Source organism: Streptomyces sp. NBC_00536 (assembly GCF_036346295.1).
In the GTDB taxonomy this organism is placed as follows: domain Bacteria; phylum Actinomycetota; class Actinomycetes; order Streptomycetales; family Streptomycetaceae; genus Streptomyces.
In genome coordinates this window covers 2,824,815-2,848,080 of the sequence record NZ_CP107819.1, presented here as the reverse complement: position 1 = coordinate 2,848,080, position 23,266 = coordinate 2,824,815, and the positions used below count along the sequence as shown (strand labels likewise).

Genomic DNA, 23,266 nt, shown 5'->3' with positions numbered 1-23,266 from the left:
CGCTCAGCCGTCCCGGTACTTGGGTGCCGGGGGGCCCGGGATGCCGGGCAGCACGGACTCCAGGTGGGTGCGGTAGGCCTTCTCCCACTGGCTGCCGTCGCCGCCCGCGCGGTAGTTCTCCAGCACCTTGTTGATCCGGCGCACCAGATCGGTCGCGTCCTTGTTCATCGCCACCCCGTAGAACTCGCGGGTGAAGGGCGAGCCGACGAGGCGCACCGTCGGGTCCTGCGCCGCCTGGCCGGCGGCGAGCGCGTTGTCCGTGATGATCCCGTCGACCTCGCCGAGCTGGAGCCGGACCAGACAGTCCAGCTGGTTGGGAACGGTGACCGACACCGAGCCGAAACCGTTCTCCTTGAGCTTGCTCTCGGCGATGGAACCGGCCGCCGTGCAGATCTTGCGGCCCTTGAGCGAGGCGTCGTAGCCGGTGATGGGCGAGCCCTTGGGGGCCAGCACCTGCTGGCCCGCCTCGAAGTACGCGGTGGAGAAGGCGACGTCCTTGAGCCGGGCGCAGTTGATGGTCATGGTCCGCACGACGATGTCGACCCGGCCCTCCACCAGCGCGGGTATGCGCTGGCTGGTGGGGATCGCCCGGTATATCACCGCGTTCTCGTCGCCCAGGATGTCCTTCGCTATGGCCTTCACCAGGGCGATGTCGAAGCCGTCGAGCTTGCCGTCGACCGGATTGCGGTAACCCCAGCGGAAGCTGTTCTGGTCGACGCCCGCGACGAGCTTGCCCGCCGCCTTGATCCGGGCGATGGACGCCCCGTCCACCCCCGGCGGGCGCAGGCTGGCCTCCGGGTCCTGGCAGGTCTCGTCCACGGACGGGGCGGCCGGGGACAGCGCGGGCGCGGCGGCGCCCTCGTGGACGGTGCCGGTGCGACCCGGCTCCGGGGCGGCCTGGGCGAGCGGCAGCAGGACGGCGGCGGCCGTCACCGCGCAGGCCGCGGCCATCGCGCTCACCCCGCCCCAGCCGCGCAGCCGCCGCGGGACCGGTCCCGGTCCCGCGCCCTCGTTCCGCTCCACCCGGCGCCCTCGCATCCGCATCACCTGTACTCCGAAAGCCTGCGCCCGATACCGAGCAGCGCGGCCGCGGCCCCGAGGACCGCCAGGGCCGCCCCGCCCGTGACCAGACCGCCCAGTGCGCCGAGCCCGGACCGGGCCGCGCTCGTGAACTGCCGCTGTTCGTGCGCGATCGCCTGTTCCAGGGAGGCGTCCACGGTGTCGAAGGACGCCCCGCTGCTGTCCTTGCCCCCGATGACCTGGGGCAGCGCGAGGTCGTAGTCGCCCTTGTTGTCGGTCTCCCGGGCGGCCGCGTGCCGCTGCTTCCACTGCTTGACGCCGTCCACGGCGTGCGCGACGGGGGTCCGGCCGCTCTCGTCGTCGGCGAGCCGCGCGGCCTGGGCGAGGCCCGCGTCGAGGTCCTTCATGTCCTTGGCGAAGTCGACGTCGTACTTGTCGGACTTCTTGTCGTCGGCGAGGACGGCGCCCCGCGCGATCAGGGTCAGGTTCTCATTGGCCCGCGCCTGCAGCGAGGAGATCCGGGCGTCGTTGAGCACCTTCAGCGACTCCTGCCCGCCCGAGCGGGCCGTGCTCAGCTCGGTGCGCGCCACGGTGTGCCCCACGGCCAGCCACAGCAGCACCACCGTGGAGGCGGCCGTCGCGGCGAGCAGCCCGTGGTTGAAGACCCGGTGCGTGCGGCGGTAGTTGCGCCGCTGGGCCCACACCAGGAACCCGATGGCCAGCAGGCCCGTGGCGATCGAGCCCACGGGGAAGGCGCGGGCGTCGTCGTAGTCCTGGTAGAGCCGGGCGGTCTCCGCCTGGTAGAGCCGCTGCGCGGCGGGCAGCAGCTGGGTGCTCATCTGCTCGTTGGCGTACCGCAGATAGGCCCCGCCGAGCGGCAGCCCCTGCCGGTTGGTGGACCGGGCCTGCTCTATCAGGCCGGTGTAGCGCGGCAACTGCTCGCCGAGCAGGGTGATCTCCTTGCGGGACTCCTCGTCACCGCCGGTGTTGGCGGCCGCGTTGACCAGCAGCCGGGAGGCGTTGGCGATGTCCTTCTCGTACCGCTCGCGGACCTCGCGCGGCTCCTGGCCGCCCGCGAGGAACCCGCTGGAGCTGGCCGTGTCCGCATCCGCCAGCGAGCGGTAGATGCTCGCCGCGTCCGCGCTGAGCGGCTGGCTGCGGCCGACGACGTCGTCCGCAGCGCCGGACCGGTCCGAGATCTCCCAGACGGTCACCACCCCGAACAGCAGCACCAGGGCGGCCAGGGCCGCCCCGATGATCCGCAGCCGCCCGGGCTCGGTGGTCGCCGCCTCCCGCAGCCGCTCCACGCCCTCCGCCCACGCACTGCGCCGCCCCGGCAGCGCCGGGCCGCCGCCCCCGGGCCCCGCGGCGCCGGGCGTGGCTGCGGGCGCGGACGCGGGTGCGCGCGATGTGATGGCCACCGTGACCTCCCCCTCGGTCGTGGACTGCTCGGGAGCAGTATGGCCGCAACGACGGCCCAGCACAGCACCAGGTGCTGGATCTTGACGGCGCGCTCCCCTCACCCCGCCACCGGCACCCCTTCACCCTCAATACGTTCCTACGGGCGCCACGGTTCCAGAGTTGCCCCGGCCCGGGGCGGGTTCACCCGAAATGGGCACGGAGTTTTCCGTACGCGTCGGGCGCCGCGCCGATCGCGTCCAGGCCCAGCAGCGCCGCGCCGAGCACCGGGGGCTCCGTGACCACCGAGACCCGGGCCAGTGGGGCGCGTACGGCGAGGCCCTCCTCGACGCGGTCGCCGAGGCGGGTGTGACCGGACGCCAGGACGCTGCCGCCCAGCAGTACGGGGGCCTCCCGGTCCAGCAGGTCGAGGCGGGCCAGTGCCACCGCGGCCAGCGCCACCACCTCGTCCGCCTGCCGGTCCACCAGCGCGCGGGCGACCGGGTCGCCCGCCGCGGCCACCGCGAAGAGCACCGGGACCAGTTCGTGGGTGCGCTCCGGGGCGATCGCGCCCAGGTGCACCGCTTCGATCAGCTCGGTCATCGAACCCAGCCCGAAGTGGCCCGGCAGGGCCTCCTCCAGCCCGGTCGGACCGCCGCGCCCGTCCTCGGCCCGCGCCGCCCACCACAGTGCCTCGGCGGCGAGGCCGCCCCCGCCGCCCCAGTCGCCGGAGAGCTGCCCGAGCGCCGGGAACCGGGCGGTGCGCCCGTCGGGCAGCATCCCCACGCAGTTGATCCCGGCGCCGCACACCACCGCGACGCCCAGCGGCGGTTCGCTGCCCACCAGGCCGGCCCGCAGGATGGCGAAGGTGTCGTTGCGGACCTCGACGGTCCGCCCCCAGCCCCGCGCCCGCAGGCCCTCGGTCAGCGCCCGCTCCTCGACCGGGAGGTCCGCGCCCGCCAGACAGGCCGACACGTGGGCCACCGGGCCGGCCGAGCCCACCGGCAGACCGAGCTGCCGGGCCTTCGCCCGGGCCTCGTCGAGGGCCGGGGCGATCGCGTCGAAGGCCGCTTCGACGCCGACCGCCTGCGGCCGGAAACCGGGACCGCGCGCGGTGACGAGCACCGAGCCGCTCCCGTCGACGAAGGCGAGGTCCGTCTTGCTGTTGCCCGCGTCGACGGCCAGCAGCACGGTGTCCCTCGGCACGGTGTCCCTCACGCCCATGCCAGGTGCTCCTTGTTGTGCGCGAGGAGCCGGTCGGTCAGCCCCTCGGCGAGGTCGAACTGCCCGACGAGCGGGTGCGCGAGCAGCGCCTTGGCGACGCGGTCGCGGCCGCCGCGCAGGGCGGCGTCCAGCGCGAGGTCCTCGTACGCCGTGACGTGCGCGGTCAGTCCGGCGTACAGCGGGTCCAGCCGGGGTACGGCCAGCGGCACCGGACCGGAGCGGTCCACCCGGGCCTGCACCTCGATGACCGCGTCGTCCGGGAGGAACGGCAGGGTCCCGTTGTTCCGCGTGTTGACCACCTGTACGGGGCTGCCGCCGTGGCCCAGCAATGCGGCCGCCAGGTCCACCGCGGCCTCCGAGTAGAAGGCCCCGCCCCGCTTGGCCAGCAGCTCGGGCTTCTCGTCGAGCGCGGGATCGCCGTACAGCGCCAGCAGTTCCCGTTCCATCGCGGCGACCTCGGCGGCCCGCGAGGGCTTCTCGCCCAGCTCCCGCACCACCTCGTCGTGGGTGTAGAAGTACTTCAGATAGTACGAGGGGACGACGCCGAGCCGGTCCAGGACCGCGCGCGGCAGCCGCAGGTCGGCGGCGACCGCGTCGCCGTGCTCGGCGAGCAACCGGGGCATCAGGTCCTCCCCGCCGGGGCCGCCGCGACGCACCCCCAGCTCCCAGGTGAGGTGGTTCAGACCGACGTGGTCCAGGTGCAGCTCACCGGGAGCCACGTCGAGCAGCGAGGCGAACTGCCGCTGGAGGGTGATCGCGACGTTGCACAGCCCGACGGCCTTGTGCCCGGCCTGGAGCAGGGCGCGGGTGACGATCCCGACCGGGTTGGTGAAGTCGATGATCCAGGCGTCCGGGTTGGCGCGCCGGACCCGCTCGGCGATGTCGAGGACGACCGGGACCGTGCGCAGGGCCTTGGCGAGGCCGCCCGCGCCGGTGGTCTCCTGGCCGACGCAGCCGCACTCCAGCGGCCAGGTCTCGTCCTGCTGCCGGGCCGCCTGCCCGCCCACCCGCAGCTGGAGCAGGACGGCGTCCGCGTCCGCGACGCCCGCGTCCAGGTCGGAGGTGGTGGTGATGGTGCCGGGGTGGCCCTGCCGGGCGAAGATCCGCCGGGCGAGCCCGCCGACCAGCTCCAGCCGGTCGGCGGCGGGGTCGATCAGCACCAGCTCACCGATCGGGAGGGTGTCGCGCAGCCGCGCGAAGCCGTCGATCAGTTCGGGGGTGTAAGTGGAACCGCCGCCCACCACTGCGAGTTTCATTTCTAGCCTTTCACTCCGGTCAGGGTGACGCCCTCGACGAACGCCTTCTGGGCGAAGAAGAAGAGGACGATCACAGGGGCCATGACCAGCACGGTCGCGGCCATGGTCAGGTTCCAGTTGGTGTGGTGCGCGCCCTTGAAGGACTCCAGGCCGTAACTGAGGGTCCAGGCGGCCGGGTTGTCGGAGGCGTAGATCTGCGGGCCGAAGTAGTCGTTCCAGGCACAGAAGAACTGGAACAGCGCGACCGCGGCGATCCCCGGCTTGGCCATGGGCAGCACGACCCGCAGCAGCGTACGGACCTCCCCGCAGCCGTCGACGCGCGCCGCGTCGAGGTACTCGTCCGGGATGGTCAGCAGGAACTGCCGGAGCAGGAAGATGGAGAAGGCGTCCCCGAAGGCCATCGGGATGATCAGCGGCCACAGGGTGCCGGACAGGTCGAGCTGCTTGGCCCAGAAGAGGTACATGGGGATGACCACCACCTGCGGCGGCAGCATCATCATCGAGATCACCAGCAGCAGCGAGAGCCGCCGGCCGCGGAAGCGGAATTTGGCGAGGGCGTAGGCGACGGGCACGGAGGACACCACGGTCAGCAGTGTCCCGAGCCCCGCGTACAGCAGGGTGTTGCGCCACCACAGGAGGAACCCGGGGGTGTGCCACACCTTCGCGTAGTTGCCCCATTCCCAGGTGCGCGGCCACAGGTCACGGGTGAGCGCCTGCTGGTCGCTCATCAGCGAGGTGAGGAAGAGGAAGACGAAGGGGAGGACGAAGAAGAGCGCGGCGGCCACCCCGAGGGAGTGCACGGCGACCCAGTGCAGCGCTTCCTTGCGGCGGTGGCGGGCCGCCGCCGGTCCGGACGCCCGGGGGGCCGGGGCGGCCTTCGCGCGCGGCGCGGTCGTGTCGGTGGTCACGGCCATCTCAGTCACCGGTTCCGATCAGTCCGCCACGGCGCCGCAGCAGGAGCGCGGTGAAGGCCATGGAGAGGGCGAAGAGGACGAGCGCGAGCACACAGGCGGTGCCGTAGTCGCCCCGCTGGAAGCCGAGGTTGTAGACGAGCTGGGGCAGGGTCAGCGTGGACTTGTCCGGGTAGCCCGGCTCGACCTGCTGGCCCGAGCCGCCGATCTGCCCGGCCGCGACCTTCCCCGCCACCAGCGGCTGCGTGTAGTACTGCATGGCCTGGATGACCCCGGTGACCACCGCGAACAGGATGATCGGCGAGATGTTCGGCAGGGTGATGTGCCGGAACCGCGCCCAGGACCCGGCCCCGTCCAGCTCCGCGGCCTCGTACTGCTCCTTCGGTACGTCGAGCAGCGCGGCCATGAAGATCACCATCAGGTCGCCCACCCCCCACAGCGCCAGCGCGGTCAGCGCGGGCTTGGACCAGTCGGGGTCGGTGAACCAGCCGGGCGCGGGCAGCCCGAGCGCCTCCAGCCCGGTGTTGACCGGCCCGGTGCCGGGGTTGAGCAGGAAGACGAAGCCGAGGGTCGCGGCGACCGGCGGAGCCAGGTAGGGCAGGTAGAACAGGGTGCGGAAGATCCCGGCACCGGTCTTGATCTTCGTGATGAGCAGGCCGATGCCGAGGCCGAAGACCACCCGGCAGCTCACCATGACCACGACCAGCCACAGCGTGTTGCGCATCGCGGGCCAGAACATCGGGGAGTCGGTGAAGACGTACGACCAGTTGTCCAGGCCGTTGAGGACCGGCGGACGGAAGCCGTCGTACTTCGTGAAGGAGAAGTACACCGTGGACATCAGCGGGTAGGCGAAGAAGACCGCGAACCCGATCAGCCACGGGGACATGAAGGCCGCGGTCCGCAGCGCGGACCGGCGCCGCTTGGCGCGCAGGGGTGAGGACGGGGAGGTCATCGTGGGCTACTTCGCCTTCGCGATGTCCGTGTCGATCTGCTGGTCGGTCTTGGCGAGCCCGGCCTGGAGGTCGGGCACGGCCCCCTTCTCGACGCCGTACGCGAAGTCCGCGAAGGTCAGCTGGTAGGTGCCGCCGTCGGGCTGGGCCGGGGTGGTGTTCGACTTCGGGTGCCTGGCGATGTCGAGGAAGGTCTTGAACTCCGGGGTGACCTGGAGCTTCGGCGAGTCCAGCGCGGCCAGCGTGGAGGGGACGTTGTGGATGTCGTTGGCGAAGGCGACCACCGCGTCGGTGTCGGTGGTCATGTACTTCACCAGCTCCCAGGCCGCGTTCTGCTTGGCGCTGCCGGAGGCGATGCCCATGATGGTGCCGGACAGGTAGCCCTTGCCGTAGTCGCCCCGCTGGTCGTCCGGTACGGGCATCGGCGCGGTGCCGATCTCGAAGGTGGCCCCGGCGGCCTTGGCCATGGCGGCCCGCCATTCGCCGTCGATCTGCATGGCGACCAGCCCCTTGTGGAAGGGGTGTTCGGGGCTCCACTCGTCACCGAAGGTGGAGCGGAACTTCTCCAGCTTGTCGTAGCCGCCCAGCTTGCCCACCAGGTCCTGCTGCGCGGTCAGCATCTTGGTGAAGGCGGGGTCCTTGGCCAGGTTCGACTTCCCGTCGGCGCCGAAGTACGCCGGGCTCCATTGCGCGGCGAGGCGCATCGGGGTGGTCTCGTACCCGTGGAAGGTGGGCATCACGCCGAGCTGCTGGTAGGTGTCCCCGCTCTGCTTGGTGAGCGTCTGCGCGTCCGCGACGAACTCGCTCCAGGTCACAGGCGGCGTCGTGATCCCGGCGGCCGCGAAGGCGGTCTTGTTGTAGACGAGGCCGTAGGCGTCGTTCAGCAGCGGCAGGGTGCACTGGTTCCCGTTGAACTGGGTGTACTCCAGCAGGGTCTTGGGGATGACCTTGGTCTTGTCGATGCCCGACTTGGCGAGGAAGGGGTTCAGGTCGGCGAAGGCGCCCGAGGCGCAGAACTTGCCGACGCTGTCGGTGCTGAAGGAGGACACCACGTCCGGGGCCTTGGCGCCGCCCGCCCGCAGCGCCTGGTTGATCTTCTCGTCGGTCATGTTGCCGGTGACCTTGACCTTGATGTTCGGGTGCGCCTTCTCGAACCGCGCGATGTTGTCCTGGATGGCCTTGACCTCGCGGGGCTCGTTCCAGCCGTGCCAGAAGTTGAGCGTGACCTCCTTGCCGGGGTCGTCGGAGGCGGCGGCGCCGCTCTGGCCCGTACAGCCGGTGGCCAGGGCGGATATCGCGGCGAGTGCGGCCGCCAGGGTGGTCAGGCGGCGGGAGCGTCCGGGCATGGCGGTGTCTCTCTCTGCGCGGGGAACGACCGGTCGGGGTTCAGCGGGGAGGGCGGGGAACGGCAGGGAACGGCAGGGAAGGGCAGGGAAGGGCAGGGAACGGCAGGGAACGGCAGGGACGAACGGCAGGGCAGAGCGGGGCGGTGGTTCAGCGGGAGGTGTCGAACACTTCGTCGCGGGTGGCGGCGAGCGCGCTCTCCAGCGCGCCCCGCAGGACGGGCCGCTCGCGCACCTCGCCGGTCACCAGCCGCGGCCGGGAGGGGGCGAGATCGGCGAGTTCGGCCTCGATCAGCTCGCGCAGCCGGTCCCCGCCCGCGGCGGTCACGGCCCCGGAGAGCACCACGATCTCCGGGTCCAGTACGGCGACCAGCGAGGCCAGACCGGTGGCGAGCGCGGTGGCGTACGCCTCCAGCAGCCGCAGGTGCGGTCCCACGGGCTCGGCGGCGGCCCGCTCCAGCAGCGCCACCGCGCTGGCCACCTCGGCGGCGTGCCCCGGGGTGCCCGGCGGGAGCGGCTGCGTCCGCGGCATCTCCAGGCCCAGCCCGGCGGCCAGGCCGGGCAGCACCTCCACACCGGCCAGTTCCTGGTAGCCGCCGGAGTTCTCCCGGGTCACGTGGCGCAGCAGCGGCCGCCCGGGCACCGGCAGGTAGCCGACCTCGCCCGCGCCGCCGGTCCAGCCGCGGTGCAGCCGCCCGCCGATGACGAGGGCGGCGCCGAGGCCCTCCTCGTTCCACAGCAGGACGAAGTCCTCGTGACCGCGGGCCGCGCCCAGGCGCTGCTCGGCGATCGCGGCGAGGTTCACGTCGTTCTCGTACTCGACGGGCATCGGCAGCGCCGCCGCCAGCTCCTCCAGGAGGGTGGGGGAGTGCCAGCCGGGGAGGTGGTCGGCGTAGCGCAGGACCCCGGTGCGCGGGTCGAAGGAGCCGGGGGTGGCGATCACCAGGCGGTGCACGTCGGAGCGCTGGAGCCCGGCCTCCTTGACGGCTTCGCCGAGCGCCTGGGTGACCTGGTCCACGACGGGGGTGCCGGGGCCGGGGTTGGGCAGCTCGCAGCTGCCCACGACCGCGCCGGCGAGATCGGCGACGGAGGCGATGATGCGGCCCGGGGTGACGTCGAGCCCGGCGGCGTGGGCGGCCCGCGCGTTGAGCGCGTACAACTGGGCGTTGGGGCCGGGGCGCCCGGTGGCGGTGCCGGTGGCCACGACCAGCCCACGGGCTTCGAGCCGGGCCAGCAGCTGGGAGGCGGTGGGCTTGGAGAGCCCGGTGAGACGGCCGATGCGGGTCCGGGACAGGGGGCCGTGGGCCAGCAGCAGATCCAGTGCGGCGCGGTCGTTCATCGCGCGGAGCAGGCTGGGGGTTCCGGGGATGATGCCGGCCATGGGGTGTTCTCTCCCTGACGCAGGTGTGAACTGTTAGGTAAGTTTCCTATCAGCCTTCCGCCCATGTCAATGGCGTTGCCCCCGCGGAAAACGGCCCGCGGGGGCAAGGTGGTCGCGCTCCTCGGCGGCTTGCGCCGCTGCGTTCTTCGCGGCCTGCGCCGCTGCGTCTTTCGCGGCTTGCGCCTACTTGGTGATGCGGGGCATCCCCGGACCGGTGGCGGGCGGCGGTATCGGGGTGGTCGCCATCGACTGCGGCGAGGCCGGGTTCGCCAGCGCGGACGGCGCGGCGACCGCGGCCGACGGGTCCGCGGCGGCCGTCTCCTCCTCCGCGGCGGGCACCCCGCCGATGATCCGGATGTCCGCGTCGTCGAAGGCCTCCTTGATCCGCCAGCGCAGCTCGCGCTCCACCGAGAACTGCTGGCCGGGCATCGTCTTCGCGGAGACCTTCACGGTCATCGACGCGAGGAGCACCTCGTCCAGCCCGAGCACCTCCACCGGGCCCCAGAGCCGCTCGTCCCACGGCGTCTCCTTCGCCATGGTCTCCGAGACGCCCTTGATCACCTCGCGGATCCGGTCCAGGCTCTCGGACGGCTTGACCTGGACGTCCACGCCCGCCGTCGACCAGCCCTGGCTGAGGTTGCCGATCCGCTTGATCTCGCCGTTGCGGACGTACCAGATCTCGCCGTTGTCCCCGCGGAGCTTGGTGACCCGCAGGCCCACCTCGACGACCTCGCCGGAGGCCACCCCCGCGTCGATCTTGTCGCCGACGCCGTACTGGTCCTCAAGGATCATGAACACGCCGGACAGGAAGTCCGTCACCAGGTTCCGGGCACCGAAACCGATCGCCACACCGGCCACACCGGCACTCGCCAGCAGCGGGCCGAGGTTGATGTCGAGGGCGCCGAGCACCATCAGCCCGGCCGTGCCCAGGATCAGGAAGGACGCCACCGAGCGCAGCACCGAACCGATCGCCTCGGAGCGCTGGCGCCGCCGCTCGGCATTGACCAGCAGCCCGCCCAGGGCCGTGCCCTCGACGGCCTCCGCGCCGCGGTTCATCCGGCCGATCAGCTTGGTCAGCGACTTGCGGACCACCGAGCGCAGGGCCAGCGCGATCACGATGATCAGCAGGATCTTCAGACCGAGGAACAGCCAGTCGGCCCAGTTCTCCTGGATGAAACCGGCGGCGTTGTTCACGCTCTGGGTGGCTTCCTCGGCGTTGCGGGGGACGGCGGGGACGTCGTCGGCCAGCGGGTACGGGGTGGCGGGCCAAGGCACGGCAGGAACCTCCAGGCATAGCGGTCTGCCCGCCGGGGGGATGGGATGCGCGGGCAGACCAACCACACTAACGGGGCAATCCCGCGACCCCGTTGCCGTGTTCCGGCGGAGAGACCGGACTCACCCCGGACCCGCTCCCGGGGCGGCCCCGATGTGGTCGAAAACACCTCCGACCCGTTACGGGCGCGTGGTGGCGCTTCGACCAGCGGTAAGGAGAGACTGGAAAGCAGATCGTCCCGGCGCGAGCCACGCGCCGCCGGCGTACAAGGAGGCAGTCCGTGCCGCACGTCCTGGTCCTCAACGCGTCGTACGAGCCCCTCGGCGTCGTACCGCTCCGCCGCGCGCTCGTCCTCGTCCTGGAGAACAAAGCGGTCTCCCTGGAGGAATCCGGCGCCTTCCTGCACAGCTCGACGAGAGTCGTCCCCGCGCCCAGCGTGGTCAGGCTCAAGCGATTTGTGCGGGTCCCCTACCGGGGGCCCGTTCCTCTCACCCGGCGCGCCCTGTTCGCCCGCGACGGTGGCCGCTGCATGTACTGCGGGGCCGTCGCCACCAGCGTCGACCACGTCATCCCGCGCAGCCGGGGCGGGCAGCACGCCTGGGACAACGTCGTCGCCGCGTGCCGCCGCTGCAACCACGTCAAGGCCGACCGGCACCTGCTGGAACTGGGCTGGCGGCTGCGGCACCAGCCCGCGCCGCCGTCCGGGCTGGCCTGGCGGATCATCGGCACCGGGCACCGGGACCCGTGCTGGATGCCGTACCTCCAGCCGTACGGGGCCGAGGACGCGCTCGATCGCATCGGCGTGGCGGTGTCCTGACTTCGGTGACGTGCGCCCTCAATCGCCGGGCGGGCTCGATGTGCCGCCCCCCGGCGACCGAGGTGCGCCTCGTGGCGCCTCCGGCGGGCCCTCAAACGCCGGGCGGGCTGGAGATGGCCGCGCCATCTCGCCCCCGGGGCGCCACTCTCAGCCTCGCCGGCGTTTGAGGCGCGGGTCCGGGCGGAGCCCGGGGGTGCGCGTCGGCGCCGCCGGTGACCGGGGCGCGGCTCGTGGGGCCTCCGGCGGGCCCTCAATCGCCGGGCGGGCTGGGTTTGGCTGCGCCATCTGTCAGCCCGCCGGCGATTGAGGCACGGCTTCGCGGAGGGCCGTCAGGACGCGGGCCACCGCGGGGGCGGCTTCGGCGCCGCGGCGCAGCGCCGCGATGACGTGCCGGGCGGGGCGGTCGGCCGCCAGGACCCGCACCGCGACGTCGTAGGCCCGGCGGGTGACCGCCATCCGCGGGACCAGGGCCACGCCCATGCCCGCCTCGACCATGGCCAGGATCGCCGTCCACCCGGCGGCCGAGTGGGCCTGTTCGGGGACGAAGCCCGCCGCCTCGCACGCGGTACGGGTGATCTCGGACCAGGGCCCGCTGCCGCCGAAGATCCACCGCTCGCCGGAGAGGTCCGCGAGCCGCAGCCCGGGCGCGTCGGCCAGCGGGTGGTCGGCCGGGAGCGCCACGTCCAGGGGGTCCGCGAAGAGCGGGATCCGGGTGAACCGGGGGTCGCGGGCGGTCGGGGCGTGGGCCGCGAGGGACAGGGCCAGGTCCACCGACCCGGCGGAGAGCAGCTCGTACGCCTCGGCGGCCTCCGCCTCCCGGACCCGGACCTCGATCCCGGGATGGCTGGTGCGCAGCGCGGCGACGGCGGGGACCACGAGCGCGGGGACGGCGGTGGAGAAGGCGCCCACCCGGACCTCGCCCGCTTCCCCGGCGAGGTATCCGGCGAGTTCGGCGTCGGCCCGTTCCAGCTGGGCGAAGACGGCTTCGGTGTGCCGCAGGACCAGGTGCGCGGCGTCGGTGAGCCGGACCCGGCGCCCTTGCGCTTCCAGCAGGGTCACGCCGAGCTGCTTGGCGAGGTTGGTCAGCTGCTGCGAAACGGCCGAGGGCGTCATGGTCAGCGCCTCGGCCGTCGCGGTCACGGTCCCCCGTTCGGCGAGGGTCCGCAGGATCCGCAGCTTCTTGATGTCCCAGTCGTGCATGGGACCGAACCTACCGGCGGGCACCCAGCGTCACACCGCCCAGGATCAGGCCCATGCACAGCAGCTTGGTCAGGCTGGTCTGTTCGCCGATGAGGAGGAAGCCGAGGATCGCGACGCAGACCGGCTGGAGGTAGTAGACGACGCCCGCGCGGGCCGCGCCGATCATCGAGACGGCCTTGTTCCAGGCGAAGAAGGCGACGGCGGAGGAGAAGATCCCGACGTAGAGCAGCGGGCCGACGGTGCCGGCGCGGACGTCGAAGCCGCCCTGGACGGAGAGGGACACGGCGTAGACCGGGGCGAGCATCAGGGCGCCGAGGACGAAGGTGGTCAGCAGGAAGGCGGGGCCGCTGATCTCGGCGGGCTTGCGGCGCAGCAGGGCGCTGTACGAGGCGAAGGACAGGGCGGCGGCGAACATCCACAGGTCGCCGGGGGCGAAGTCGAAGCCGAGCGAGCCGTCGCCGACGAGGAGCAGCACGCCGAAGGCGGCGAGCAGCATGCCGCCGGTGCGGCGCGGGCCCAGCTTCTCGCCGCCGATGCGGGAGTAGACGGCCATGATGACCGGCGAGGCCGCCATGATCATGCCCATGGTGCCGGCGGGGGTGGTCAGTCCGGCCTGGTGGACCAGGGTGTTGTACATCGCTATGCCGAGCAGCGAGGCGAGCGCGAGGAAGCCGAAGTGGCGGCGGATCAGGGCCCGCTGCCGCCAGGCCTGGCGGGCGGCGAAGGGGGCGACGGCGAGGATCGCGATGATCCAGCGCCAGAAGACGGCCTGGACGGGCGGGACGGATCCCGCCATGTCCCGGGTGGCGACGAAGCTGCCGGACCAGACGACCGTGGCGGTCAGGGCGAGGAGCACGCCGAGCCCGGCGGCGCCCTTCTTGCCGCCGCCCTGCTGTGCCTCCGTACGAGCGGTACGAGCAGTGCGAGCGGTACGGACGCGGTCCATGACGGCCACTGTGTGTCTCCCCCTGGGGTGTAGGTGTCGTGGGGTTACCGTCGCACCTGCCCATTGCCCAGGTCCATCGAAATGTTTCGATCATTCTGTTCACTAATACTGAACGGTTCCTGGGGCTTGCGCGGAGTGCGGCCCGGCAGCTGGCCCACGATCGTCGCGGCGAAGGCGATCGTCATCCCGGTCACCTGGACCGGCGAGAGCGACTGTCCCAGGGCGGCCCAGCCGATGACGGCGGCGGTGAGCGGCGACAGCGGGCCGAGCAGGGTCACGGAGGTGGCGGTGAGGCGGCCGATCCCGCGGAACCAGAGCCAGTACGCGATCCCCGTGTTGATCAGCATCATGTAGCCGTAGCCGAGGAAGGCCTTGCCGTCGAGGGCCGGCGGGGCGCCTTCGACCAGGGCGGCGACGGGCAGGAGCAGCAGCCCGCCCGCGGTCAGCTGCCAGCCCGTCAGGGCCAGCGGGCCGACGCCTTCCGGGCGCCCCCAGCGCTTGGTCATGACCGTTCCGGCCGCCATCGAGACGGAGGAGGCGATGCCGGCGAGTACGCCGACCAGGTCGAGCGCGGCTCCGGCCTTGAGCACCACCATGCTGACCCCGAAGGCGCCCACGATCGCAGCGAGCAGTGCCTTCGTACTGGCCTTCTCCCCCAGCAGTAGGGCGGCGAGGCCGATGACGACGAGCGGGCCGAGCGAGCCGAGGACGGCGGCGACCCCGCCGGGCAGCCGGTAGGCGGCGAGGAACAGCAGCGGGAAGAAGGCGCCGATGTTCAGTGCGCCCAGGACGGCGGACTTCCACCACCAGGCGCCCTTGGGCAGGATCCGGGCGACGGCTATGAGCATCAGCCCGGCGGGCAGGGCCCGCATCACCCCGGTGAACAGGGGCCGGTCGGGGGGCAGCAGTTCGGTGGCGACGGCGTAGGTGGAGCCCCAGGAGATCGGGGCGAGGGCGGTCAGGGCGACGGTGGCGAGGCGCTTCATGGCGGACTCCTCGGGTGAGGTACGGGCGTACGGGCGAGGTGCGGGCGTACGGGCGACGGGCGGGCGGAGTGCGGGGTTCAGGCGGCGACGGCCGCCGGGGCCGCGGCGGTGGCCGGGACCGGGGGCTCGGCGTGGACGGCCTCGGCGGGCAGGTGCCGCTCCAGGCGGACCAGGGCCGCGGCGGCGCCGAGCGCGGCGACGGCGAGCACGGCCCAGGGCAGCCGGCCGTCGACGTCCAGCAGGGCGGTGAAGAGGGAGGGCGCCAGCGCGCCGGCGAGCGAGTAGGAGAGCTGGTAGGTGGCGAGGTAGCGGCCGCGCACCGCTTCGGGGGCGGCGGAGACCGAGAGCGCGCCGCCGGAGGGGCTGTGGACCAGCTCGCCCACGGTGTAGACGACCACGATCGCCATGAGGGCGATCAGCAGACCGGTCGAGCCGGGGCGGACGGTGCCGAGGGCGATCTGGCCGGTGAAGGCGGCGGCGAAGAGCAGGGCCCCGAGGGCGGCCGAGCGGGTCCGGCGGGCGCCGGAGCGGCGGACCCGGCTCGCGATCAGGACGCCCGCTCCGGCGCACAGCACGGTGTTGAGGGTGAAGGCGGCGCCGGTGAGCGAGTCGGGGCCGCGCAGCCAGGTGGCGATGTACAGCGGGAAGAGGACCGAGAGGGCCGAGTAGCCGAGGGCGGTCAGGAAGTTGGCGGCGGTCAGGCCGAGGAAGGGGCGGTCGCGCAGCACCATCCGGTACCCGGCGGCCGGGCGCCCCGCGGCCCGCTCGGGCGCCGCGGCGAGGCCGCGGACCGGGCGGACCCGGCTGACGAGCAGTCCGGCCGCCGCGAAGGCGAGGGCGTTGGCCCAGGCGGTCCAGGAGAAGCCGTCCGCGCCCCACAGGGCCAGTACGCCGGAGACGATCATCGCCCCGGCGCCCATCCCGGCGTTCTGCAGGGCGCGCAGGGAGGCCTGGAGCCGGTCCCGGGCCCCGCCGCGCGCCACTTCGCCTATCAGCGACTGCTGGACGAGGGAGAAGGAGCGGTCGGCGAGGGCGGTGAACAGGGTGACGGCGGCGAAGGCGGGCAGCGAGGTCGCGAGGGGGTAGAGCAGGAAGCCGAGCGTCCGGATCGCGTAGAGGACGAGGACGACCGGCTTGGCGCCGAACCGGTCGACGGCCACGCCCGCCAGCGGCATCAGGGCCAGCCCGGCGAGGCCGGTGACGGTGAGCACCATGCCGACGGAGGCGAAGGAGAGGCCGGTGACGTGGTGGAAGAAGACCAGCGTGAACGGTATGAACATGCCGATCCCGACCGCGTTGATCCCCGCCGCCACGAGCAGTTCGCGCTCGCCCGCGACCCGCTCCACCGCCACCCGCCGCCGCTTCGCCGACATCTCTGCTCCCCCAAGTAGGTTGTTAGGAAGTAGCTTACCTCTAAGCTACTTTTCGTCAAGCAAGTTTCTTGCGATCAATCGAGGGGACTCGGGATACTTCACACATGAGCGAAAAGGACGCGGTCGACGCGATAGCCGACCAGTGGAACGCGGTCCGCCCGGACCTGGACGTGACCCCCATGGCCGTCTTCGGCCGGATCTACCGGATCAGCAGGGCCATGGGCGATGCCATGGACCGGACGTACGCCCGCTACGGAATCTCCCGCGGGGAGTTCGACGTCGTCGCCACCCTGCGCCGCTCGGGCGAGCCCTACACCCTCTCGCCGCGCCAGCTCTCGGCCACGCTCATGCTCACCACGGGCGGCATGACCGGGCGGCTGGACAAGCTGGAGAAGGCCGGGCTGCTCGTCCGCAGCCCCGATCCGCACGACCGGCGGGGGCTCCAGGTGACGATCACCGAGCGCGGCCTCGCCCTCATCGACGAGGCGGTCACCGCCGGGCTGGAGGTCCAGCGCGCGGGCCTGAACGGCCTGGACGAGGAGGAGGTCGCCGTCCTCACCGCGCTGCTCCGCAAGCTGCTCGGCGGCCTCTGAGGGAACGCCGAAAGGGCGCCGGAGGTCCACAGTTCACCGGTACGTCACGCATCACGCATCGCGCGTCATGCGTCACGTACCGGGCTACTGCGGACCTCCGGCGCCCCGGAAGCCTTGAGGGGTCCGACCCCGCGGGGTCAGCCCTGCTGGTCCTGCGGCTTGCGCGACTTGTCGCCGACCATCACGAGACCCGCGATGACCAGGAACAGCACGATCGGCGCGGCCACGAACAGGCCGAGCGTCTCGGCAATGCTCAGGCCCTTGCCCGGGTCGTCACCGTCGTCGCGGGCCGCCGCGAGCGCGGGAGACGTCATCAGCAGCATCATCAGCGTCGTTCCGGCCGTGACGGCGCCGGCGCGCAGAGCGTTCTTCTTGTCCACGGTGCAAACGTAGCGAACACCTAAACGGCGCGCGCGCCCGGGGGTGCCGTACGGGGGTGCGCGCCCTCCCGCACCGCGCTCAGCAGGGCGTTCGCGCGCGGCGAGGCGGTCAGCCGCTCCAGCGTCAGTGGCCGTCCGGCCGCGTCGGCCACCGGGAGCCGCCAATTGGGGTACTGGTCCCAGGTCCCCGGCAGGTTCTGCGGCCGCCGGTCGCCCACCGCGTCCGGCAGCCACACCCCGACCAGCCGGGCCGGGGTGCGCAGCAGGAACCCGTAGAGGGCCCGTACGGCGGCCTCCTCGCCCTTGGTGTCCAGGCCGAGCCGGTCCAGTACGGCCAGCCACTCCTCCGTGTCGGCCGCGTCCTCGGCCCGCTCCCGCTCCGCCGCTTGGGTCAGCAGGCCCAGCCGGTCGCGCAGTTCGACGTGACCGCCCGCCAGTTTGGCGGCGGTGGGCGGCAGATCGTGGGTGGTGGCGGTGGCCAGGCAGTCCGCGCGCCACCGCGCCGGAGCCAGCGGCGCGCCGTCGCCCGCCCAGTCCCGCTCGAACCACAGCACCGAGGTGCCGAGCACCCCGCGCCGGGCGAGCGCCTCGCGGACCCCCGGCTCCACCGTCCCGAGGTCCTCGCCGATGACCAGCGCCCCGGCCCGGTGGGCCTCCAGCACCAGGACCGCGAGCATGGCCTCGCCGTCGTACGAGACGTACGTGCCCTCCGCGGGCGGGGTGTCCCGGGGGATCCACCAGAGCCGGAACAGACCCATGACGTGGTCGATCCGCAGCGCCCCCGCATAGCGGAACACCCCGCGCAGCAGATCGCGCAGGGGCGCGTAGCCGCAGGCGGCGAGCCGGTCCGGGCGCCACGGCGGCAGGCCCCAGTCCTGGCCGCGCGCGTTGAACGCGTCGGGCGGGGCGCCGACGCAGGCGCCGGTGGCGTACGCGGCGGGCTCGGCCCAGACGTCGGCGCCCTCGGGGTGCGCCCCCACCGCGAGGTCGTGGACGATGCCCACCGTCATGCCCGCCTCCCGGGCGCCGCGCTGGGCGTCGGCGAGCTGGGCGTCCGTCAGCCAGGCGAGCCAGCGGTGGAAGGCCTGGGCTTCCTGGACCCCGGGCTCCGCTACGGCGTCCTCGGGCCAGCCGGCGGGATCGGCCCCGTACCGCTCCGCCAGCGCGCACCAGGCCGTGTGCCGGGCCAGCGCGGAACCGCCCTCGGCGCGGAACGCCTCCAGGGCGGCTTCGCGGTCCCGGTCGCGCGGAACGGCGTACAGCAGCTCCAGGGCGGCCCGTTTGACGGCCCACACCGCGTCCCGGTCGATCAGCGCGTCCTTCTCCAGCACCTGGCGGCGCAGCTCCGCGCCCCGTGCGGACAGCGCGTCCAGCGCCTCGCGGTCGGGGCAGGCGGCGTACTCGGGGAGGTCCTCGATCCGCAGGTGGACCGGGTCCGGGAAGCGGCGCGAGGAAGGCCGGTAGGGCGAGGGGTCGGTCGGGGTGCCGGGGACGGCCGCGTGCAGCGGGTTGACCTGGATGAACCCGGCGCCGTGGGTGCGCCCGGCCCAGCGCGCGAGATGCCCGAGGTCGCCGAGGTCGCCCATGCCCCAGGAGTCCTCGGACAGCAGCGAATAGAGCTGCACCAGCAGGCCGTGGGCGCGCTCCGGCGCGGCCGGGGCCCGGTCCGGGGCCACGATCAAGGTGGCCTCGCCGGTCCGGCCGTCGGGCCGGGTGACCGTGATCCGGTGCACCCCGAGCGGCAGCCCGGCCGCCGGGAGCGGGCCCCGCGGCCCGGTCTCCCACGCGGATGTCGCGCCGTCCTCCGCAACCAGCCGGACCGCGGTGCCCGACGGCAGTGCGGCCAGCGCCGGGGGCGGCGGCGCGCCCGTCCAGTGGACCAGGGTGACCGGCAGCAGCCGCCGCGCCGCCTCCGCTTCGGCGCGGGCGAGCTGTGCGCGTACGTCCTCGGGGGCGCGGGCGTCGACACCGAGCAGGCCGAGCACGGCCACGACGGTCCGCTCCGGCACCTGGACGGTCACGCCCTCGGAGGGGTGGTAGGAGGTGGCGACTCCGTGGTGGGCGGCGAGCCGGGCGAGGGCCTGGTCCATGCGTATCCCTTCGCTGGGTGCTCCTCGCATGCTGACGACGCGCGGGCTCGGCTCGTTACGGGGAACACCGCAGCCCTACCCATCCGGCCGTGCCGCATTCCTGGCCGCCACCGCCCAGAACCGGGCTCCGCCCGGACCCGCGCCTCAAACTCTGGGAGGTGCCCCCGGGCGGGGCTGAATTCAGCCCCGCCGGCGTTTGAGGGCCCGCCGGAGGCCCCACGAGCCGCGCCTCGGTCACCCGCGCCTCAAACTCCCCCAGCCAACGCTGGGAGGTGCCCCCGGGCGGGGCTGACAACCCGTTGGTCAGTGAGCGATGCCGTCGATCAGCTCCCGGGCACCTTGGCGCAGGAGGGCGACGGCTACGGAGGTGCCGAGGGTGGCGGGGTCGAGCGGGCCGGCCCACTCGTGGGCGCGCAACACGGTCTTGCCGTCCGGCGTGAACACCTTCGCGTACAGGGCGAGTTCACCTGTGCGTTCGGTGGTCGCGTATCCGGCGATCGGGGAGTTGCAGTGCCCTTGGAGGACATGGAGGAGCATGCGCTCGGCGGTGACCTCGCGGTGTGTGGCGGGGTCGCCGAGGGCGCTCACGGTTTCGATCAGGGCGGTGTCGTCTTCGCGGCACTGGAGGGCGAGGATGCCGGCGCCGATCGGCGGGCACATCGTCTCGACGGACAGGATCTCGGTGATTGCGTCCCGGCGGCCGATCCGCTCCAGCCCGGACACGGCGAGGAGGAGGGCGTCCGCATCGCCGACGGCGAGCTTGTCGAGCCGCCGGTTCGCGTTGCCCCGGATGGGCACACATTCCAAGTGGGGGTGTGAGGCGGCGAGCTGTGCGATCCGGCGGACCGATGATGTTCCGATCCGAGTACCGGCGGGCAATTCGTCCAGGGTGAGCCCTGCGGGGTGGATGAGGGCGTCGCGGATGTCGTCGCGCGCCAGGAACGCGGCGAAGGTGGTGCCGGCCGGGAGGGGCCTGTCCGCGGGGATGTCCTTCACGCAGTGCACGGCCAGGTCCGCGGTTCCGTCCAGGAGCGCGGCGTCGACCTCCTTCGTGAACGCCCCCTTCCCCTCGACGGCTGCCAGGTCACCCATCCACTTGTCCCCGGTCGTCTTCACGGGGATCACTTCGGTGGCGGTGCCGGGGTAGAGCGCGGCCAGTGCCTGGCGCACGCGCTCTACCTGAGCGAGGGCCATGGGGGAGTCCCGGGAGACGATGCGCACGAGTTCAGGGGTGGACATGCCTCCCACGATAGACCGTCAGATACGGGCGCCGACCACAAGCCATGAGGCCCATCTCGTGGGTATGGCATGGAAGTTGGGAGCGTCGGGCAGGCGTTCGAGGAAGTCGAGATCGAGGGGCGGCCCGCCGCCCGCCGGAGGCGGAACCGGGCTCCGGCCGGACCCGCGCCTCAAACGCCGGCGGGGCTGCATCCAGCCCGCCCGGCGATTGAGGGCCCGCCGGAGGCGCAAGGGGGCCCGCCCGGGGCCCGGCCGCACCGCAGGGCGGTGGGGGCCGGGCCGGGCGGGCCCGCCGGGTTACGCGGAGGCCGCGTCGGCGGCCTGGGCGCGCAGGGCGCGCTCGACGCCGGAGCGGGACTCCGACACCAGGCGGCGCAGCGCCGCGTTCGGCTCGGCCGTCGTCAGCCACGCGTCCGTCGCGTCCAGCGTCTGCTGCGAGACGAGGAGCGCCGGGTACAGACCCACCGCGATCTGCTGCGCGATCTCGTGGCTGCGCGAGTCCCACACGCCCTTGACCGCCGCGAAGTACTTCTCGGCGTACGGCGCCAGCAGCTCGCGCTGGTCGGTCTGCACGAAGCCGCCGATCACGGCCTCCTGCACGGCGTTCGGCAGGTCACCGGACTCGACGACCGAGGCCCAGGCCTCGGCCTTCGCCTCGGCGGTCGGCCGCGCCGCACGCGCGGTCGCCGCGTGGCGCTCGCCCGCCGCGGTCTTGTCCCGCTCCAGCTCGGCCACGATGGCCGCCTCGCCGAGCACGCCGGTCGCGACGAGCCGCTCCAGGAACGCCCAGCGCAGCTCGGTGTCGACGGCCAGGCCCTCGATCTCCGCGTTGCCGTCCAGCAGCGCCGACAGGAACGTCAGCTGGCCCTCGGTGCGGGCCGTCGCCGCGAAGGCGCGGGCCCAGGCGAGCTGGTGGTCGCTGCCGGGGGCAGCCGCGCGCAGGTGCTCCAGGGTGGCCTCGGTCCAGACCGCGAGGCCCTCCTCGCGCCAGGCCGGGTCGGCGTACAGGTCGATGGCCAGCTTCACCTGGCGGTGCAGGGACTGCACCACACCGATGTCCGACTCCTTGCCGATGCCCGACAGGACGAGGGCGAGGTAGTCGCGGGTGGCCAGCTCGCCGTCACGCGTCATGTCCCAGGCCGAGGCCCAGCACAGCGCGCGCGGCAGCGAGGCCTCGAAGTCGCCCAGGTGCGCGGTGACCGTGGCCAGGGACTGCTCGTCGAGGCGGACCTTGGCGTAGGACAGGTCGTCGTCGTTGAGGAGGACGACGTCGGGGCGCTTGTGCCCGACCAGCTCCGGTACGTCCGTCAGCTCGGCGGCGGCCACGTCCATCTCGACGCGCCGCTCGCGCAGCAGCCGGCCGCTGGCCTCGTCGATCGAGTAGAAGCCGACCGCGATCCGGTGCGGCCGCAGGACCGGCTCGCCCTTGGCGCCCGCGGGCAGCGCGGGGGCTTCCTGGCGGACCGCGAAGGAGGTGATGACACCGTCCGCGTCGGTCTCGATGGCCGGGCGCAGGATGTTGATGCCCGCGGTCTCCAGCCATGCCTTCGACCAGGTGGTCAGGTCGCGGCCGGAGGTCTCCTCCAGGGCGCCCAGCAGGTCGGACAGGCGCGTGTTGCCGAAGGCGTGCGCCTTGAAATAAGCCTGCACGCCCTTGAAGAACTCGTCCGTGCCGACGTAGGCGACGAGCTGCTTGAGGACCGAGGCGCCCTTGGCGTAGGTGATCCCGTCGAAGTTGACGAGTACGTCGTCCAGGTCACGGATGTCGGCCATGATCGGGTGCGTCGAGGGCAGCTGGTCCTGCCGGTACGCCCAGGTCTTCATGGAGTTGGCGAAGGTGGTCCAGGCGTGCGGCCACTTCGAGCCCTCCGCGTAGGCCTGGCAGGCGATGGAGGTGTAGGTGGCGAACGACTCGTTCAGCCACAGGTCGTTCCACCACTCCATGGTGACGAGGTCGCCGAACCACATGTGCGCCAGCTCGTGGAGGATCGTCTCCGCGCGGACCTCGTACGCCGCGTCCGTCACCTTCGAGCGGAAGACGTACTGGTCGCGGATGGTGACCGCGCCCGCGTTCTCCATCGCGCCCGCGTTGAACTCCGGCACGAAGAGCTGGTCGTACTTCGCGAAGGGGTAGTCGTAGGCGAACTTCTCCTGGAACCAGGTGAAGCCCTGCCGGGTCACGTCGAAGATCGCGTCCGCGTCGAGGAACTCGGCGAGCGAGGGGCGGCAGTAGATGCCGAGCGGGACGGACTGGCCGTCGGCGCCCTCGTAGGAGCTGTGGACGGCGTGGTACGGGCCGACGATCAGCGCGGTGATGTAGGTCGAGATCCGCGGGGTCGGCTCGAAGCGCCAGACGTTGTCCTTGACGTCGGCGGCCTCGGGCGTCGGCGAGTTCGAGATCACGGTCCAGCCCTCGGGGGCCGTCACGGTGAACCGGAAGGTCGCCTTCAGGTCGGGCTGCTCGAAGCTCGCGAAGACGCGGCGGGCGTCCGGCACCTCGAACTGGGTGTACAGGTACGCCTGCTCGTCGACCGGGTCGACGAAGCGGTGCAGGCCCTCACCGGTGTTGGTGTAGGCGCAGTCGGCGACGACGCGCAGCTCGTTCTGCCCGGCCAGCAGGCCCGGCAGCGCGATCCTGGAATCCTCGAACACGGAGGCGGCGTCGAGCGCGGTGCCGTTCAGCACGACCTCGCGGACGGACGGTGCGACCAGGTCGATGAAGGTCTCCGCGCCGGCCTCGGCCGCCTCGAAGCGCACGGTGGTCGCGGACCGGAAGGTGCCGCCCTCCTGCGCGCCGCTCAGATCGAGATCGATCTCGTACGAGTCGACGGTCAGCAGCTTCGCGCGCTGCTGGGCTTCTTCACGGGTCAGATTCGTGCCAGGCAC

Annotated in this window: 19 protein-coding genes; 2 read left to right on the top strand and 17 right to left on the bottom strand. The window is 72.8% G+C overall.

Annotation, left to right across the window (positions count from 1 at the left end; genetic code table 11):
- Positions 1 to 3: 3 nt before the first annotated feature.
- The 9 genes from OHS33_RS12430 to OHS33_RS12390 all read right to left on the bottom strand — a co-directional run bounded on the left by OHS33_RS12430 (position 4) and on the right by OHS33_RS12390 (position 10,731).
- The gene (locus OHS33_RS12430; RefSeq protein ID WP_330330454.1) at positions 4 to 1,038 is read right to left on the bottom strand and encodes a glutamate ABC transporter substrate-binding protein; all 1,035 of its coding nucleotides are present in this window, start codon (positions 1,036 to 1,038) and stop codon (positions 4 to 6) included.
- Between the two features lie 5 nt (positions 1,039 to 1,043).
- Positions 1,044 to 2,441, bottom strand: a complete 1,398-nt coding sequence (locus tag OHS33_RS12425) for a hypothetical protein (RefSeq protein WP_443065290.1) — start codon at positions 2,439 to 2,441, stop codon at positions 1,044 to 1,046.
- A gap of 181 nt (positions 2,442 to 2,622) precedes the next feature.
- Positions 2,623 to 3,642, bottom strand: a complete 1,020-nt coding sequence (locus tag OHS33_RS12420; RefSeq protein WP_330330453.1) for an N-acetylglucosamine kinase — start codon at positions 3,640 to 3,642, stop codon at positions 2,623 to 2,625.
- On the bottom strand, positions 3,633 to 4,898 hold the full coding sequence (locus OHS33_RS12415; protein ID WP_330330452.1) for a 6-phospho-beta-glucosidase: 1,266 nt from the start codon (positions 4,896 to 4,898) through the stop codon (positions 3,633 to 3,635). Before OHS33_RS12415 ends, OHS33_RS12420 begins: the two co-directional genes overlap by 10 nt.
- Positions 4,899 to 4,900: 2 nt before the next feature.
- Entirely contained in the window at positions 4,901 to 5,812 is a 912-nt protein-coding gene (locus OHS33_RS12410; RefSeq protein ID WP_443065289.1) for a carbohydrate ABC transporter permease, read from the bottom strand.
- A 1-nt stretch (position 5,813) separates the two neighbouring features.
- The gene (locus OHS33_RS12405) at positions 5,814 to 6,761 is read right to left on the bottom strand and encodes a carbohydrate ABC transporter permease (protein WP_330330451.1); all 948 of its coding nucleotides are present in this window, start codon (positions 6,759 to 6,761) and stop codon (positions 5,814 to 5,816) included.
- A gap of 6 nt (positions 6,762 to 6,767) precedes the next feature.
- Positions 6,768 to 8,105 (bottom strand): extracellular solute-binding protein, encoded by a 1,338-nt coding sequence (locus tag OHS33_RS12400; RefSeq protein ID WP_330330450.1) that lies wholly within the window; start codon positions 8,103 to 8,105, stop codon positions 6,768 to 6,770.
- A 148-nt stretch (positions 8,106 to 8,253) separates the two neighbouring features.
- The gene (locus tag OHS33_RS12395) at positions 8,254 to 9,483 is read right to left on the bottom strand and encodes an ROK family transcriptional regulator (protein ID WP_330330449.1); all 1,230 of its coding nucleotides are present in this window, start codon (positions 9,481 to 9,483) and stop codon (positions 8,254 to 8,256) included.
- A 183-nt stretch (positions 9,484 to 9,666) separates the two neighbouring features.
- Positions 9,667 to 10,731: a mechanosensitive ion channel family protein gene (locus tag OHS33_RS12390; RefSeq protein WP_330335022.1), complete on the bottom strand. Its 1,065-nt coding sequence runs from the start codon at positions 10,729 to 10,731 to the stop codon at positions 9,667 to 9,669.
- 305 nt (positions 10,732 to 11,036) lie between these two features.
- Between OHS33_RS12390 and OHS33_RS12385 the strand changes: the two genes are divergently transcribed.
- Positions 11,037 to 11,573, top strand: coding sequence for an HNH endonuclease (locus OHS33_RS12385; RefSeq protein ID WP_330330448.1), 537 nt, complete (start codon positions 11,037 to 11,039; stop codon positions 11,571 to 11,573).
- Positions 11,574 to 11,861: 288 nt separating this feature from the next.
- On the opposite strand, the gene OHS33_RS12380 is transcribed toward OHS33_RS12385, so the two are convergent.
- From OHS33_RS12380 to OHS33_RS12365, 4 genes are all read right to left on the bottom strand, one after another.
- Positions 11,862 to 12,773 carry a LysR family transcriptional regulator gene (locus OHS33_RS12380; protein ID WP_330330447.1) on the bottom strand — a complete coding sequence of 304 codons (912 nt, stop codon included), beginning with the start codon at positions 12,771 to 12,773 and terminating at the stop codon, positions 11,862 to 11,864.
- Positions 12,774 to 12,783: 10 nt separating this feature from the next.
- Positions 12,784 to 13,728 (bottom strand): DMT family transporter, encoded by a 945-nt coding sequence (locus OHS33_RS12375; protein ID WP_330330446.1) that lies wholly within the window; start codon positions 13,726 to 13,728, stop codon positions 12,784 to 12,786.
- 35 nt (positions 13,729 to 13,763) lie between these two features.
- Entirely contained in the window at positions 13,764 to 14,705 is a 942-nt protein-coding gene (locus OHS33_RS12370; RefSeq protein ID WP_330330445.1) for an EamA family transporter, read from the bottom strand.
- A gap of 77 nt (positions 14,706 to 14,782) precedes the next feature.
- A complete protein-coding gene (locus tag OHS33_RS12365) occupies positions 14,783 to 16,078 on the bottom strand; it encodes an MFS transporter (RefSeq protein WP_330330444.1) in 1,296 nt (431 codons plus the stop codon).
- A gap of 104 nt (positions 16,079 to 16,182) precedes the next feature.
- On the opposite strand from OHS33_RS12365, the gene OHS33_RS12360 reads away from it, so the two are divergent.
- Positions 16,183 to 16,671: a MarR family winged helix-turn-helix transcriptional regulator gene (locus tag OHS33_RS12360; RefSeq protein WP_330330443.1), complete on the top strand. Its 489-nt coding sequence runs from the start codon at positions 16,183 to 16,185 to the stop codon at positions 16,669 to 16,671.
- 137 nt (positions 16,672 to 16,808) lie between these two features.
- On the opposite strand, the gene OHS33_RS12355 is transcribed toward OHS33_RS12360, so the two are convergent.
- From OHS33_RS12355 to pepN, 4 genes are all read right to left on the bottom strand, one after another.
- A complete protein-coding gene (locus OHS33_RS12355; protein ID WP_330330442.1) occupies positions 16,809 to 17,051 on the bottom strand; it encodes a hypothetical protein in 243 nt (80 codons plus the stop codon).
- 20 nt (positions 17,052 to 17,071) lie between these two features.
- Positions 17,072 to 19,171, bottom strand: coding sequence for a 4-alpha-glucanotransferase (gene malQ / locus OHS33_RS12350; RefSeq protein WP_443065288.1), 2,100 nt, complete (start codon positions 19,169 to 19,171; stop codon positions 17,072 to 17,074).
- A 273-nt stretch (positions 19,172 to 19,444) separates the two neighbouring features.
- Positions 19,445 to 20,380, bottom strand: a complete 936-nt coding sequence (gene hemC / locus OHS33_RS12345) for a hydroxymethylbilane synthase (protein ID WP_330330440.1) — start codon at positions 20,378 to 20,380, stop codon at positions 19,445 to 19,447.
- Positions 20,381 to 20,677: 297 nt separating this feature from the next.
- The gene (gene pepN, locus OHS33_RS12340) at positions 20,678 to 23,266 is read right to left on the bottom strand and encodes an aminopeptidase N (protein WP_330330439.1); all 2,589 of its coding nucleotides are present in this window, start codon (positions 23,264 to 23,266) and stop codon (positions 20,678 to 20,680) included.